The organism is Roseivivax isoporae LMG 25204 (assembly GCF_000521865.1).
Lineage (GTDB): Bacteria > Pseudomonadota > Alphaproteobacteria > Rhodobacterales > Rhodobacteraceae > Roseivivax > Roseivivax isoporae.
In genome coordinates this window covers 71173-86071 of the sequence record NZ_JAME01000002.1, presented here as the reverse complement: position 1 = coordinate 86071, position 14899 = coordinate 71173, and the positions used below count along the sequence as shown (strand labels likewise).

Here is a 14899-nt window from a genome sequence, read left to right as displayed (position 1 = left end):
CGGCCCCCGCTTCGCCCGACCAAAAGCTCATGAGACAGAGAAGGACGACAGGATGAGCAACAGTGACGTTCTCAAGTTGATGAAGGACGAAGACGTCGCCTACGTCGACATCCGCTTCACCGACCCGCGCGGCAAGCTGCAGCACGTGACGGTGATGGCGGACCAGGTGGACGAGGATTTCCTCGAGGAAGGGTTCATGTTCGACGGCTCCTCCATCGCCGGCTGGAAGTCGATCGAGGCGTCCGACATGAAGCTGATGCCCGACCCGGAGTCCGCGTACATCGACCCGTTCTACGCCGAGAAGACGCTCTGCCTGCACTGCACCGTGGTCGAGCCCGACACGGGCGAGCCGTACAACCGCGACCCGCGCGGCACCGCGCTGCTGGCCGAGGCCTATCTCAAGTCGTCGGGCATCGGTGACGTCTCCTACTGGGGCCCCGAGGCCGAGTTCTTCATCTTCGACAACGTCCGGTATTCGAACACCATCAACAAGGTGTCCTACGAGGTCGACGCGCTGGATGCGTCGTGGAACTCCGACACCGAGTACGAGATGGGCAATACCGGGCACCGTCCGGGCGTGAAGGGCGGCTATTTCCCGGTCAACCCGGTCGACCACGGCCAGGACATCCGGTCCGAGATGCTGTCGACGATGAAGCGGATCGGCATGAAGGTCGACAAGCACCACCACGAGGTGGCGTCGTGCCAGCACGAGCTCGGGCTGATCTTCGGCACGCTGACCAAGCAGGCCGACGAGCTGCAGAAGTACAAGTACGTCATCCACAACGTGGCCGAGGCCTACGGCAAGTCGGCGACCTTCATGCCGAAGCCGATCTACGGCGACAACGGCACCGGCATGCACTGCAACATGTCGATCTGGAAGGACGGCAAGCCGCTCTTCGCCGGCGACAAGTACGCCGACCTGAGCCAGGAAGCGCTGTGGTACATCGGCGGCATCCTGAAGCACGCCAAGACGCTGAACGCGTTCACCAACCCGTCGACCAACTCGTACAAGCGCCTGATCCCGGGCTTCGAGGCCCCCGTGCTGCGCGCCTACTCGGCCCGCAACCGGTCGGGCTGCATCCGGATCCCCTGGACCGAAAACCCGAAGGCCAAGCGCGTCGAGGCCCGTTTCCCCGACCCGTCGGCGAACCCCTATCTCTGCTTCGCGGCGCTGCTGATGGCCGGCCTCGACGGGATCAAGAACAAGATCGATCCGGGCGAGGCTATGGACAAGAACCTCTACGACCTTCCGCCGGAAGAGCTCGAGGGCATCCCGACCGTCTGCGGCTCGCTGCGCGAGGCGCTCGACGCGCTCAAGAACGACCACGCCTTCCTTCTCGCGGGCGACGTGTTCACCAAGGACCAGATCGACGGCTACATCGACCTCAAGATGGAAGAGCTCGAGCTTTACGAGCACACGCCGCACCCGGTCGAGTTCAAGATGTACTATTCCTGCTGATCCCGCTGGGACCAGGACAGGGTTCCGTGCCGGCCTGCCCTTGGCAGCCGGCACGGCACACGCAAGACGCGATCCCGCCGGTTCCTGCCGGCGGGTTTCGCATGTGGCGCCCCTGCCCGCGCGGCGCCGCAATCGGGACCGCCCCCGGCACCCCGCGATTGTGCCGGGATCGCGCCCGCGCCAATGCACGCGGCATCGATCGGGGCAAAGGTGCCGAACCGCGTCGAAATCGTGGCGACAATCGACGCGGAGCGCCCCGAACCGGCCCCGACGCCACACCCGTTTCGTGTTTCGCCCACAATTAGGACGCGAACGCCCCCGAGCATGATTCCCGTAAGCCACCTACGGAGATGATGCGATGACCCCCGTTGCCTGCACCGCCGCGCTGATCCTCGATGCCGACCGGGCGTTCGCGGCACGCGAGCTCGGCATGCTCCTGACCGGCGCGTTGGTCGCGCAGGGCTTCGCCCCCGACAGGCCGGCCGAACCCGCGATCTGCGGCGTGCGCTGCGAGGCACCGGATTTTGTCGCGATGCTGGCCCCCGAGCGCTGGGATGGCGGCATGCGGCTGTCGCTGACCTTGCGGGCCCGCGACGGGGACGTCACCGGGCCGCAGCTTCAGGCACGGCTCGCGATGCTGTCCTACCGGCTGCTGCAGGCACTGCCGCAGGCGGGCGCCCTCGCCTGGCTCGACGGGGACGTGGTGCTGCCGCGGGCGGCCTTCCTCGCGACGCTCGGCGATCTCCTCGACGACCAGCCGCCGCGGGTGGTGCCGCGCCGCGTGCGCCAGCGCGCCGATGCGGGCCCGGCGGCGCGGCCCGCGCGCCCGGCGGTGCAGGTGGTGAACCTCGACGACCGCCGCACCGCGCTGCGTCCCGCACTGGTCGAGACCGAGCCGCGCGCGCGGCTCGGCAGTGTCGCGCTGCGGCGCGCGTCGCTGGCACTGGCACTGGCCGGGCTGTTCCTCGCGCTCGACGCCTCCGACACCATGGCGCAGGTGCTGGCCCTGTTCTAGCGGCCCGCGCGGCCCGAAAGACGTTGCGGCGCTGGGGACTTAACGGCCCGGCGAATCCGCGCTAGGGTGCCCCGGAGCGTTCCGCAACAACCCCCGGGAGACCCCCATGCGCCGAATCCTGTCCGCCCTGTGCCTGTCGCTCCTTGCCGCGCCGGCACTGGCCGCCCCCTGCATCACGAACCAGGGCGGCTTTGGCGGCTACAAGCAGGCGCTGGGACAGCAGGCCGCCTCCGCGGGCGTCGGCCAGCGCGGCTTGCAGGCGCTCGAATCCGCGCAGCTCTCGGGCATCACCTGGCGGTTCGAGTCGAGCCCGTCCAGCCAGACGGGCGTGTCCTACAGCGACCCCGCCACCTTCCTCGGCAAGCGCTCGGGCGGATCGGCGCAGGGCTTCATCAGCCAGGCCTCGAACCGCATGGCCCAGAACGCCGACCTCTTCGCCTCGCTGGAACGCGCCTACGGCGTACCGGGCAGCATCCTCGTCACCATCTGGGGGCTCGAGACCGGGTTCGGCGGCTATCTCGGCGAGACGCCGATCGTCGGCGGCGCGGTGACGCTCGCCTCCTATTGCCGCCGGCATCCCCGTTTCGAGGGCGACGCGATCGCGGCGCTGCAGCTCGTGGACCGCGGCGTCATCACCGCGTCGACCCGCGGCGGCCCGTCGGGCGAGCTCGGCCACATGCAGTTCCTCGCCAGCAACTGGTCGCGCTTCGGCGTCGACGCGAACGGCGATGGCCGGGCCGATCCCTACAACGCGGTCGATGCGCTCGCCTCTGCCGCGAACATGCTCCGCCGCAACGGCTGGCAGCCGGGCCAGCCCTTTGGCCAGGGGACCGCGAATTTCGGCGTCCTGTCGGCGTGGAACGACAGCGGCAACTACCAGCGCGCCATCGCCTACGCCGCCGAACGCATCGGCGGCTGAGGCCCGGCGCCCCGGAAGCGGTCCCGGGGCGCCCAAAATTCTCCCGATTCGGGCGACATCCTCGGCGGTATCGAAAGCGACCGCCGAGACCGTCCATGCCGCACACGTTCCGCCCCCACGCCGCCATCGCGCTGACCACCGCCGACGCCCTGCGACCCCGCACCTTCCTGCGGGCCGTGGCCGAGGTGCTGAAGCGGCTCGACGCGGAAAGCGGGGCGGCGCCGCGCGCCTCGGCCCGGCACTGCGCGGTCGTGGGTGACACGCTGATCGTGAAGCTGGACCTCGCGGCCGACGCGGCAGGAACCCCGCGCGTGGCGTTCCACCTGGCGGGGCGGCCCGGCCATCCGCTTCCGCCCAAGACCCGCGCGGTGTCGGTGCTGGCCGAGATCGTGATGCGGGCGCTGCCCCTCGCCGAGGCCGACCACGTGGAATGGCTGTCGCCCGGGGTGAAGCTCGCTCCCGAGGAGTTCCGCGCCTCGCAGAGCTACATCTCGCCCCGCCGCGCCCGGACGGACGCAGCGGCCCTGCCCGCCACCGACGAGAGCCTCGCCTCGATCGAACGCAACCTCGCGCGGATGATGGAAGAGCAGCGCACGCTGTTCGAGACCCGCCCGGCGGCGGCCGCGCCCGCCGAGGCCACGCGCCCGCAGGCCAGCCCGTTCCCCGACCTGGCCCGCGGCGAGGCCGCGCCCGCGCGCCAGCATGCGCCCGCAGGCTTCCTCGCCTCCGCGATGCAGGCGCTGCGCGGCGCCGATCTCAGGCTGTCGGCCCTGCGCTGGCGCTGAGGGTCCGCGGCTCCTCCGCCGGCAGCGGCGGCCGCGTGCCCTGCACGTTCGCGCGATCCAGCATGTAGGTGTGGATCGAGAACACGATGGCCCGCGTCCGCGGCAGCCGCCGCAGCACCTGCCGTTCGGACCGCAGGTAGAGCGGCGCCTCGCGGGTCCATTTCGGCCAGCTCTTCGGCCGCTCGGGCTGGAACAGCCGCGGATCCGAGGTCCAGAGCTCGTTGTAGCGCCAGATCGGCATGGCCACCTGCAACCCGTCGAACAGGCGCTGAACCCGCCGCGCCACGTCCGCGTCGTAGCGCTCGACGGGGGCGTGGATCGTGGTCATGGGGCGACCGATCTTTTCCGCGAGGCTCCAGCGCGCGGGAAAGCAGAGCGCCGCGGCGGTCAGCACGTGCTCCGGCCCGTCCGCCTTCTGCATGAGGCACAGATCCTCCTGTACGAGCCGGCAGAGCGTGCCGATGGGATCGGAACGGTCAAGCGGCACGGCGACGCCGTCCGGCCGGACCACCTCTTCCTGCCGCCGCGCATGGCCCGCGGGCAGCGCATCGAGCACGGTGTCGAGAAGCTCGTCGAGCGCATCCGCGGCTTCGGGGCGGACCGCGATCACGGCGTCGCGCCGCTCGGCCAGGAGGCTGTCGCGATAGGCCATCTGCGCCGCGTGCGCATCGTCCGCGATGAGCCACGGCGCATCGCCAAGGGGCTGGATGCCCGGAAGTCGCCGCTCCTCGGTCGCGTCATAGGGCATCGACTGCTGCAGGATCATGGCGTCTCCTCGTCTCGGGACCGACCAGGCCCCGGGCCCGATCAGAGCGCCGCGCGCGCCGAGTTGCAAGCCACCCCCCCCCCGGCCGGTCAGGGGTCGACGCTGCCGTCGCGGGCGAAGAGCGTCTCCATCCGGTAGTCCTTGCGCGGCCCCGTCACCACCCACGTGACGCACCAGACCGGCCAGTCGGCGAAATCGTAGCGCACGGCATACCGGTCCGCCCCGCAGAGGTGCACGTCCTCGGGCCGGGCCGTGTCGAGCGCGATGGCGTGAAAGGCCCGCCCGTCGACGAAACGCACCGCGACCCCGCCCGCCGCCGCGTGCCAGCGGTAGCTCCGCGTGCCCTGCAGGGGCGGCGCGCCCGGCAGGCGCAGCGTCGTGCGCTCGTCGTAGACGAGGCTCGCGCCGTCGGGCGACAGGATCATCCGGCCCTCGGCGTGGCCGGTCTGGCCCACGTGGTTGTCGGTGATGTGCCGGCTGAGCCGCCAGGCGCCCGCGAAACAGGCGAGCCCCTGCGGCCCCGGGTTCGCCACAGGGCGATCGCGCGATGATCTGCGGTGCAAAGGGCGGGCACCTCCCTTGTTCCCTGCGCGACCCCAGTCTAGGAGACCCTCAGGTCACAGAACAAGCTGCGAAAGGTCCGGTTCCATGATCCCCCGCTATTCCCGCCCCGACATGGTCGCGATCTGGGCACCGGAGACGAAGTTCCGCATCTGGTTCGAGATCGAGGCGCATGCCTGCGATGCCCAGGCCGAGCTCGGCGTGATTCCCAAGGCCAATGCCGAGGCCGTCTGGAAGGCGCGCGACGTCGAGTTCGACGTGGCCCGCATCGACGAGATCGAGGCGGTGACGCGGCACGACGTGATCGCGTTCCTGACGCATCTCGCCGAGATCGTGGGCTCGGACGAGGCGCGCTTCGTGCACCAGGGCATGACGTCGTCGGACGTGCTCGACACCACGTTCAACATCCAGCTCGTGCGCGCCGCCGACATCCTGATCGCCGATCTCGAGGCGCTGCTGGCCGCACTCAAGCGCCGCGCGCTCGAGCACAAGGACACCGTGCGCATTGGCCGCTCGCACGGTATCCACGCGGAGCCCACGACCATGGGCCTGACCTTCGCGCGCTTCTACGCCGAGATGGACCGCAACCTCACGCGCATGAAGACCGCCCGCCAGGAGGTTGCGACCGGGGCGATTTCCGGCGCGGTCGGCACCTTCGCCAACATCGATCCGCATGTCGAGGAGCATGTCTGCGCGCAGCTCGGCCTCGTGCCCGAGCCGATCTCGACCCAGGTGATCCCGCGCGACCGGCACGCCGCCTTCTTCGCCACGCTGGGCGTCATCGCGTCCTCGATCGAGAACATCGCGATCGAGATCCGCCACATGCAGCGCACCGAGGTGCTGGAGGCCGAGGAATTCTTCTCGGCCGGGCAGAAGGGCAGCTCGGCCATGCCGCACAAGCGCAACCCGGTCCTGACCGAGAACCTGACCGGCCTCGCGCGGCTCGTGCGCATGGCAGTGGTCCCGGCGATGGAGAACGTGGCGCTCTGGCACGAGCGCGACATCTCGCACAGCTCGGTCGAGCGCAACATCGGACCCGACACCACCGTCACGCTCGACTTCGCGCTGGCGCGCCTGACGAATGTCGTTGAGAAACTCGTGGTTTACCCCGAGAACATGATGCGGAACATGAACCAGTTCAAAGGGCTCGTGATGTCGCAGCGCGTGCTGCTCGCCCTGACCCAGGCGGGCGTCAGCCGCGAGGACGCCTATCGCCTCGTGCAACGCAATGCGATGAAGGTCTGGGAACAGGGTGCCGATTTCCAGACCGAGCTCCTGGCGGACGCCGAGGTCACCGCGGTCCTGTCGGCCGACGAGATCGCCGAGAAGTTCGACCTCGGCTACCACACGAAACACGTGGACACGATCTTCCGCCGCGTCTTCGGCGAGGCCTGACCGCCTGCTGGATCGGCACCTCTCGCTTTCGTGAGGATGCGCGAGGCGCGGGCTTTTTGACCCTGCGTCAACCCGTGTTACCGTCCCGCGTGTCGTCCAGAGGAGAGATGCGATGAAGTTCAGGACCTTCGTTCTCGCGGCCGCGATGGCCGCCGGGGCCGCGCTGCCCGCCGCCGCGGAATGCAACTGGTCGAAACAGGCCATGACCTGCGCCGCGGGTTCGGTCTACGACGCCGACAGCAACACCTGCGTGGTGGTCAACAGCTGACCCCGCGCGGAGCGCCGGATCAGGGGGGCGGCCGGACGCGGCCGCCCCCTTTCGCGTGCCGGGGCCCGGGCAAGCGGATCTTAAGGTTCGGGTCCTAGAACCGGCCCTGCTTGTGCCGCAGGAGCCGTTCCGTCCATGTCCGCACCCGTTCCCTTCGCCGCGCTTCCCGGTCCCGGCCTGCCCGCCTCGCGCCGGTCGGGCCCGGGCGGGCTGTCCCGCCGCGCCAAGGCCGCCATCGTCGTGCAGTTCATCCTGAACGAGGGCGCCGACGTGCCGCTCTCGTCGCTGCCCGACGACCTGCAGGAACAGCTGACGCACGAACTGGGCGCCATGCGCTATGTCGACCGCGCCACGCTCAACGCGGTGATCCGCGAATTCGCAGACGAGCTCGACGCGGTCGGACTGTCCTTCCCGGGCGGGATCGCCGGGGCGCTCGACCTTCTCGAGGGCAAGATCAGCCCGCACACCGCGCGCCGCCTGCGCAAGGAGGCGGGCGTGCGGCAGATGGGCGATCCCTGGACGTGCATCAACGCGCAGACCGTCGACCGGCTGGAACGCTTCGTGCTGTCGGAAAGCACCGAGATCGCGGCGGTGCTGCTGTCCAAGATCGAGGTCGGCAAGGCCGCGCAGGTGCTCAACCGCCTGCCCGGGCCGAAGGCGCGGCGCATCGCCTACGCCATGTCGCAGACGGCCGGCGTCACTCCCGACACGGTCGACCGGATCGGACTGTCGCTGGCCGCGCAGATCGACGCCGAGCCCGCGCGCGCGTTCACCAACGCGCCGCCGGAACGGGTCGGCGCGATCCTCAACTACTCGAGCGACCGCACCCGCGACGACGTGCTCGAGGGGCTCGATGAAACCGACCGCCCCTTCGCCGAGGCCGTGCGGCGCGCCATCTTCACCTTCGCGCACATTCCCGCGCGGATCTCGCCCGCGGACGTGCCCCGCATCGTGCGCGAGATCGACAACGGCGCGCTCGTCACCGCGCTCGCCGCGGCGAAGAGCGACGAGTTGCGCCCCGCCGCGGACTTCCTGCTGGCCAACATGTCGAAACGCGTCGCCGCCGCGCTGGGAGAGGAGGCCGCCGACCGCGGCGAGGTCAAGCCGCGGGACGCCGAGGCCGCGTTCCGCACGGTGATCGACCGCATCCGCGCCATGGTGGCGAGCGGCGAGGTCACGCTGGTCGAGCCCGAGGAGGCGTGACGCCCCCGCCCCGCGCGGCTTGAGCTTGCGCCGCGGCCTGCCTATGTGGTCCCACCGATGAAGGACGGGGAGCGCGCGTGGCAGGCAAGGACGACGAGGACATTTCCGACGGCAGCCTCGCGGACTGGATCACCGACCGCGTGCTGCGCGGCTGGATCGCGCTCTGCCTCGCGCTGCCGCTCGGGATGCGCCTGAGGCTCATGGGCTGGCTCGTCTCGCGCGTCGTGGCGCCGATCGCCGGCTACCGCGCGCGGGCCGAGGCGAACCTCGCCCATGTCTGGCCCGACATGCCGGCGGCGGAGCGGCGCGCCCTCGCCCGCCGGGTCGCCGACAATGCCGGCCGCACGATGATCGAGAACTACGACGTCGACGGCCTGCGCGACCGGATGCGCGACGCGACCGTGACGGGCGACGGCCTGCCCGAGATCGAGGCCGCGCGCGCGGAGGGCAAGCCCATCCTGTTCGTCACCGGGCATTACGGGAACTTCGAGGCGCCGCGGGCGGCGCTGGTGGCACGCGGCTGGCAGATCGGCGGGCTCTACCGGCCCATGTCGAACCCGTTCTTCAACGACCATTACGCGCGCAACATGCACGCGCTGTCCGGCCCGGTCTTCGAACAGGGGCGGCGCGGGACCATGGGCCTCCTGCGGCACATCCAGCAGGGCGGCGCGGGCGTCCTGCTCTTCGACCTCTATTCCGGCAAGGGCGTGCCCATCGACTTCCTCGGCCGGCCCGCGCCGACGCTGACCTCGGCAGCCGAGATCGCGCTGCGGACCGGAGCGCTGATGGTGCCGTTCTTCGGCATCCGGCAGCCCGACGGGATCAGGTTCGAGGCGGTGTTCGAGGCGCCCGTTCCGCACGGCGACCCGGTCGAGATGATGCGCGAGGCGACGCGGCGGCTCGAGGCGCGGGTCATCGCCGATCCCGCACAATGGTTCTGGATCCACCGCCGCTGGAAGCCCGAGCGCCAGGAGCGCCGTCAGCGCAAGCGCGCTGCCGCCAGCACCGCGCCGTAACCCTTTTGCTGCACCAGGACGACCGCGGGCTCGGCCCCGGTCAGCGGCACGGATTCGAGGTAGGGCGCCGTGCCGTCCCAGATCCCCACCACGTCCCAGTCGGTCACGATGTAGGAATAGGTCAGCCGCTTGCCCGCGTTCTCGCCGCGCTTGATGCGCACCGATTCCTCGGGATCGTAGCGCACGAGATAGACATGCACCGGCCCCACCGGCCGCGTGGTGTCGGCGGCGATGCGCAGCATCTCGCCCTCGCGCGCGATGTCGAGCGTCACCGGCGACGCCTTCGCACGGTGTTTCTCGATCAGCTTGGCGACGTCCTTGGGGCGGTTGCCGACCACGTCGTGCACCCCGTTCACCACCATCTGCGGCGTGTAGATGGAGGTGCGGCCGGCAGCGGTGGCATAGCCCTTCTGCCGCTCGGTGAACCGCGCCTCGGCAAAGCTGTCCTTCCAGCCGATGTAGTCCCAGTAATCGACATGAAGCGCGAGAGCGATCACGTCGTCGCGCTGGCCGAGCTCGTGCAGGAGCGCGTCGGCCGGCGGACAGGACGAGCAGCCCTGGGAGGTGAAGAGTTCCACGACGACCGGTCGTGCCTCCTCGGCGGGTGCGGCGCTGGCCATGAGCGACGCGCAGACAGCGAAGAGGCGGAAGGCCGACAGGCGCATGCGAAAGGTTTCCCCGGACCGTTCAGGCCCGTTTCGATTAGACAACGGTCATTGAAATGACCAATCAAGGTTTTGAGAGAGCGCGTGCCCCCGCCCTGCCCTTATGGCCCGGGACCATCTTGCGACGCAATGTGCACGATGGTATACAACGCGCGACCACCCCTTGAACGGCGACTCGACCTGGGGCAGAACCCTCTCAACGAGTACCGTTCTCTCCAAGCATTTTCAGGGAGGCATCATATGCCCATCACTGTAGGCCAGGACACCTCCAAGACGCGCCAGACGCTCGACGCGGGCGGCCAGACGGTCTCCTACTATTCCATCGCGGCGGCCGAAAAGGCCGGGCTCGGCGACTTCTCGCGCCTGCCCATGTCGCTGAAGGTCGTGCTCGAGAACATGCTGCGCTACGAGGACGGCAAGACCGTCGTCACCGAGGACATCAAGGCGTTCTCGGACTGGGCCAAGAACGGCGGCAAGGGCGACCGCGAGCTGTCCTACCGCCCCGCCCGCGTGCTGATGCAGGACTTCACCGGCGTGCCGGCGGTCGTCGACCTGGCCGCGATGCGCGACGGCATCAAGGCGCTCGGCGGCGACCCGCAGAAGATCAACCCGCTGAACCCCGTCGACCTCGTGATCGACCACTCGGTGATGATCGACGAGTTCGGCAATCCGCGCGCGTTCCAGATGAACGTGGACCGCGAATACGAACGCAACATCGAACGCTACACCTTCCTCAAGTGGGGCCAGAAGGCGTTCAACAACTTCCGCGTCGTGCCGCCGGGCACCGGCATCTGCCACCAGGTGAACCTCGAATACCTGGCGCAGACGATCTGGACCGATACCGACCAGAACGGTGACACCGTGGCCTATCCCGACACGCTGGTCGGCACCGACAGCCACACCACCATGGTGAACGGCGCGGCGGTTCTCGGCTGGGGCGTCGGCGGGATCGAGGCCGAAGCGGCCATGCTGGGCCAGCCGATCTCGATGCTGATCCCCGAGGTCGTCGGCTTCAAGCTGACCGGCGCGATGCCCGAGGGCACCACGGCGACCGACCTCGTGCTGAAGGTGGTGCAGATGCTCCGCCAGAAGGGCGTCGTCGGCAAGTTCGTGGAATTCTACGGCGACGGGCTCGACAACGTACCGCTCGCCGACCGCGCGACGATCGGCAACATGGCGCCCGAGTACGGCGCGACCTGCGGCTTCTTCCCGATCGACGACGAGACGCTGCGCTACCTGCGCCAGACCGGCCGCGACGAGGATCGCATCGCGCTGGTCGAGGCCTACGCCAAGGCCCAGGGCATGTGGCGGGAACCGGGCGCCGAGCCCGTGTTCACCGACACGCTCGAGCTCGACATGGGCACGGTGAAGCCCGCGATCTCGGGCCCGAAGCGTCCGCAGGACCACGTCAACCTCGACGAGGCGGCCAAGACGTTCCACGCCTACGTGGAAGGCCAGCGCAAGGCCAAGGACGCCGACGCCAAGGAAGAGGTCCGCTGGGAAGGCGAAGGCGGCATGCCCGAGCCGCAGCAGATCCCCGGCGACACCGGCAGCCACAAGCGCGGCCACGTGCGCATGAAGGACATCGACGGCAACGACGTCGAGTTCCAGCTGCATGACGGCTCGGTGGTGATCGCCTCGATCACCTCGTGCACCAACACGTCGAACCCCTACGTGATGATCGGCGCGGGCCTCGTGGCGCGCAAGGCGCGCGAACTGGGCCTCGACCGCAAGCCGTGGGTCAAGACCTCGCTCGCCCCGGGCAGCCAGGTCGTGTCCGCCTACCTCGAGGCCGCGGGCCTGCAGGAGGACCTCGACGCGGTCGGCTTCAACCTGGTGGGCTACGGCTGCACCACCTGCATCGGCAATTCCGGCCCGCTCGCGCCCGAGATCTCGAAGTGCATCTCGGACAACGACCTGATCGCGACCTCGGTCCTGTCGGGCAACCGCAACTTCGAGGGCCGCATCAGCCCCGACGTGCGTGCCAACTACCTGGCCTCGCCGCCGCTCGTGGTGGCCTACGCGCTGGTGGGCGACATGAACGTCGACATCGCCAACGACCCGATCGGCACCGACAAGAACGGCAACGAGGTCTACCTCAAGGACATCTGGCCGAGCCAGAAGGAGATCGCCGATCTCGTCGAGGAGACGGTGACGCGCGAGAGCTTCCAGTCGAAATATGCCGACGTGTTCAAGGGCGACGAGAAGTGGCGCTCGGTCGAGACCACCGATGCCGAGACCTACGACTGGCCGGCCTCGTCCACCTACGTGCAGAACCCGCCCTATTTCCAGGGCATGAGCCAGGAGCCGGGCGAGATCACCAATGTCGAGAACGCCCGCGTGCTGGCGATCCTCGGCGACATGATCACCACCGACCACATCTCGCCCGCGGGTTCGTTCAAGGAGACGACACCCGCCGGCCAGTACCTGGTCGAGCGGCAGGTCGCCCCGCGCGAGTTCAACTCCTACGGCTCGCGCCGCGGCAACCACGAGGTGATGATGCGCGGCACCTTCGCCAACATCCGCATCCGCAACGAGATGCTGGACGGCGTCGAGGGCGGCTACACGCTCGATCCCGAGGGCAACCAGACGTCGATCTACGACGCGGCCATGGCCTACCAGGAGCAGGGCACGCCGCTCGTGATCTTCGGCGGCGAACAGTACGGCGCGGGCTCCTCGCGCGACTGGGCCGCCAAGGGCACGGCGCTCCTCGGCGTCAAGGCGGTGATCGCGGAAAGCTTCGAGCGCATCCACCGCTCGAACCTCGTGGGCTTCGGCGTCATCCCGTTCGAGTTCAAGAACGGCGACACGCGCACCTCGCTGGGCCTCACCGGCAAGGAATCCGTGTCGATCCACGGGCTCGATGACGTGACCCCGGGTGCCGATGTGCCCTGCACGATCACCTTCGAGGACGGCAGCACCAAGGACATCACCCTGAAGTGCCGCATCGATACGGCGATCGAGGTCGACTACGTCAAGCATGGCGGCGTCCTGCACTACGTGCTGCGCCACCTCGCCAAGGCCGCCTGAGCGCGCCACGGCTGAATGAACGGCCCCCCGGGCGATCCCCGGGGGGCCGTTTGCGTTTGCGCGGGAGGCATCCGGGCCCAGAACCGGATCGCGCACCCGGCGTTCGACAATGATGCGACGTGCCGGCCGGCCGGCACGTCGAGGGAGATCAGAGGAGGAAATCCATGCTCAACGTCCTGTCGCGGCCGCTCGTGCGGCTGATGGACCGCTACCTGCCCGACCCGTTCGTGTTCGTGCTGGTGCTGACGCTCGTCGCCGCGCTCGCCGCGATGCTGACGCAGGGCACGACGCCCCTGGCCGTGGTCACCATGTGGGGTGACGGGTTCTGGTCGCTGCTGCAGTTCTCGATGCAGATGCTTCTCGTGCTCGTGACGGGCTACATGATGGCGTCGACGCCGCTCGTGCGCCGCGGCCTCGCGACGCTCGCGGGCTTCGCCGACAGTGCCGGCGGGGCGATCCTGCTGGTCAGCGTCGTGTCGCTGGCCGCGTCCTGGATCAACTGGGGCTTCGGCCTCGTGGTCGGCGCGCTGTTCGCCAAGGAACTCGCGCGCAAGATCGAGGTGGATTACCGCCTGCTGGTCGCCTCGGCCTATTCGGGCTTCATCGTCTGGCATGGCGGGCTTGCCGGGTCGATCCCGCTGTCGATCGCGACCGAGGGGCATCCCTTCGCCGACCAGATCGGCGTGGTGCCCACGTCCGAGACGATCTTCGCCTTCTACAACCTCGCCATCGTGGTGGCGCTGTTCATCGCGGTGCCGCTCATCAACCGCGCGATGATGCCGCGCGACGAGGACCGGGTGCTGGTCGACCGCGCGCTTCTCGACCAGGGCGAGACGGACATCCCGCCGGCCCGGACACCGGCCGAGCGCGCCGAGCAGAGCCGCATCCTCGCCGGCCTTATCGGAGCGGGCGGCGCGGCCTGGCTGATCCAGCATTTCGCCACCGGCGGCGGGCTCACGCTCGACGTCATCAACTTCCTCTTCCTGACGCTCGCGATCATCCTGCACGGCACGCCCGCGAACCTTCTCGCCTCGCTCAGCCAGGCGGTGCGCGGCGGCGCGGGCATCGTCATCCAGTTCCCGTTCTACGCCGGGATCATGGCGATCATGGTGCAGTCGGGCCTCGCCGCCGCGATCTCGGAAGGGCTCGTGGGCTTCGCCTCGACGACCACGCTGCCGCTCTGGTCGTTCCTGTCGGCGGGCATCGTGAACTTCTTCGTGCCCTCTGGCGGCGGCCAGTGGGCGGTGCAGGCGCCGGTCATCCTGCCCGCGGCCGAGGCGCTCGGCCTCGACCCGGCCCGCGCGGCCATGGCGGTGGCCTGGGGCGACGCGTGGACGAACATGGTGCAGCCGTTCTGGGCCCTGCCGATCCTCGGCATCGCGGGGCTGCGCGCCAAGGACATCATGGGCTTCTGCACCATGCACCTGATCCTGTCGGGCCTCATCATCGGGGCGGGCCTGACCCTGCTCTGAGCTTCGGCGCGCGCCCGCACGGCGGGCAGTGTTGCACGAGCCGGCCGGTTGTTTCGGCAACCGGCCGGTTTCCGCCGCGCCCGCCCCTCCGTCACGTCCACGTGAGACGACACGCCGCGCCCGCGGGCCTACCAATGAGGGCAAAAGCCCCCATCTGAGCGGAGGTCGTCGCAATGAAGTGGCAGAGCAGCATGAAACTCCTCACCCTGATCCAGGCCGCCGCGCTGGTCGTGCTGACCGTGCTCGGCGCCTACGCGGCGAGCGAGACCTCGGTCGAGACGGCCGCGGATCCCGCCTGCGTGACGCTCAGCCACGACGGCTGCACCCGCTAGCTCCCCGCCGGCC

General features: G+C 69.4%; 14 protein-coding genes. 11 read left to right on the top strand and 3 right to left on the bottom strand.

What is annotated here, in order from left to right; genetic code table 11:
* Nucleotides 1-52 precede the first annotated feature (52 nt).
* The 4 genes from glnA (at nt 53) to RISW2_RS01500 (ending at nt 4178) form a co-directional block, all read left to right on the top strand.
* On the top strand, nt 53-1459 hold the full coding sequence (glnA, locus tag RISW2_RS01515) for a type I glutamate--ammonia ligase (RefSeq protein ID WP_043765652.1): 1407 nt from the start codon (nt 53-55) through the stop codon (nt 1457-1459).
* A 358-nt stretch (nt 1460-1817) separates the two neighbouring features.
* Entirely contained in the window at nt 1818-2474 is a 657-nt protein-coding gene (locus RISW2_RS01510) for a hypothetical protein (RefSeq protein WP_043765650.1), read from the top strand.
* 106 nt (nt 2475-2580) lie between these two features.
* The gene (locus RISW2_RS01505; RefSeq protein ID WP_043765649.1) at nt 2581-3393 is read left to right on the top strand and encodes a lytic murein transglycosylase; all 813 of its coding nucleotides are present in this window, start codon (nt 2581-2583) and stop codon (nt 3391-3393) included.
* Between the two features lie 95 nt (nt 3394-3488).
* Nucleotides 3489-4178 (top strand): hypothetical protein, encoded by a 690-nt coding sequence (locus RISW2_RS01500; RefSeq protein ID WP_043765647.1) that lies wholly within the window; start codon nt 3489-3491, stop codon nt 4176-4178.
* Here RISW2_RS01500 and RISW2_RS01495 read toward each other — a convergent pair.
* Together RISW2_RS01495 and RISW2_RS01490 are read right to left on the bottom strand one after the other, a co-directional pair.
* Nucleotides 4150-4944 carry a heme-dependent oxidative N-demethylase family protein gene (locus RISW2_RS01495; protein WP_084615203.1) on the bottom strand — a complete coding sequence of 265 codons (795 nt, stop codon included), beginning with the start codon at nt 4942-4944 and terminating at the stop codon, nt 4150-4152. The genes RISW2_RS01500 and RISW2_RS01495 overlap by 29 nt on opposite strands.
* 89 nt (nt 4945-5033) lie before the next feature.
* Nucleotides 5034-5477 (bottom strand): DUF6314 family protein, encoded by a 444-nt coding sequence (locus RISW2_RS01490; protein ID WP_043765645.1) that lies wholly within the window; start codon nt 5475-5477, stop codon nt 5034-5036.
* A 115-nt stretch (nt 5478-5592) separates the two neighbouring features.
* On the opposite strand from RISW2_RS01490, the gene purB reads away from it, so the two are divergent.
* The 4 genes from purB to RISW2_RS01475 all read left to right on the top strand — a co-directional run bounded on the left by purB (nt 5593) and on the right by RISW2_RS01475 (nt 9387).
* Nucleotides 5593-6900: an adenylosuccinate lyase gene (purB, locus tag RISW2_RS01485; RefSeq protein ID WP_043765644.1), complete on the top strand. Its 1308-nt coding sequence runs from the start codon at nt 5593-5595 to the stop codon at nt 6898-6900.
* Nucleotides 6901-7012: 112 nt separating this feature from the next.
* Nucleotides 7013-7168: a hypothetical protein gene (locus tag RISW2_RS24455; RefSeq protein WP_156943756.1), complete on the top strand. Its 156-nt coding sequence runs from the start codon at nt 7013-7015 to the stop codon at nt 7166-7168.
* A 135-nt stretch (nt 7169-7303) separates the two neighbouring features.
* A complete protein-coding gene (locus RISW2_RS01480; RefSeq protein WP_043765642.1) occupies nt 7304-8371 on the top strand; it encodes a flagellar motor switch protein FliG in 1068 nt (355 codons plus the stop codon).
* Nucleotides 8372-8448: 77 nt separating this feature from the next.
* A complete protein-coding gene (locus RISW2_RS01475) occupies nt 8449-9387 on the top strand; it encodes a lysophospholipid acyltransferase family protein (protein WP_043765639.1) in 939 nt (312 codons plus the stop codon).
* Here the strand turns inward: RISW2_RS01475 and RISW2_RS01470 are convergent.
* Nucleotides 9351-10052, bottom strand: a complete 702-nt coding sequence (locus RISW2_RS01470; RefSeq protein WP_043765637.1) for a DUF1223 domain-containing protein — start codon at nt 10050-10052, stop codon at nt 9351-9353. The two genes, RISW2_RS01475 and RISW2_RS01470, sit on opposite strands and share 37 nt — an antisense overlap.
* A gap of 240 nt (nt 10053-10292) precedes the next feature.
* On the opposite strand from RISW2_RS01470, the gene acnA reads away from it, so the two are divergent.
* The 3 genes from acnA (at nt 10293) to RISW2_RS24450 (ending at nt 14886) form a co-directional block, all read left to right on the top strand.
* Nucleotides 10293-13082, top strand: coding sequence for an aconitate hydratase AcnA (gene acnA, locus RISW2_RS01465; RefSeq protein ID WP_043765635.1), 2790 nt, complete (start codon nt 10293-10295; stop codon nt 13080-13082).
* A 164-nt stretch (nt 13083-13246) separates the two neighbouring features.
* Nucleotides 13247-14554, top strand: coding sequence for a short-chain fatty acid transporter (locus RISW2_RS01460; protein ID WP_043765633.1), 1308 nt, complete (start codon nt 13247-13249; stop codon nt 14552-14554).
* Between the two features lie 191 nt (nt 14555-14745).
* Nucleotides 14746-14886: a hypothetical protein gene (locus RISW2_RS24450; protein WP_156943755.1), complete on the top strand. Its 141-nt coding sequence runs from the start codon at nt 14746-14748 to the stop codon at nt 14884-14886.
* The last annotated feature ends 13 nt before the right edge of the window (nt 14887-14899 follow it).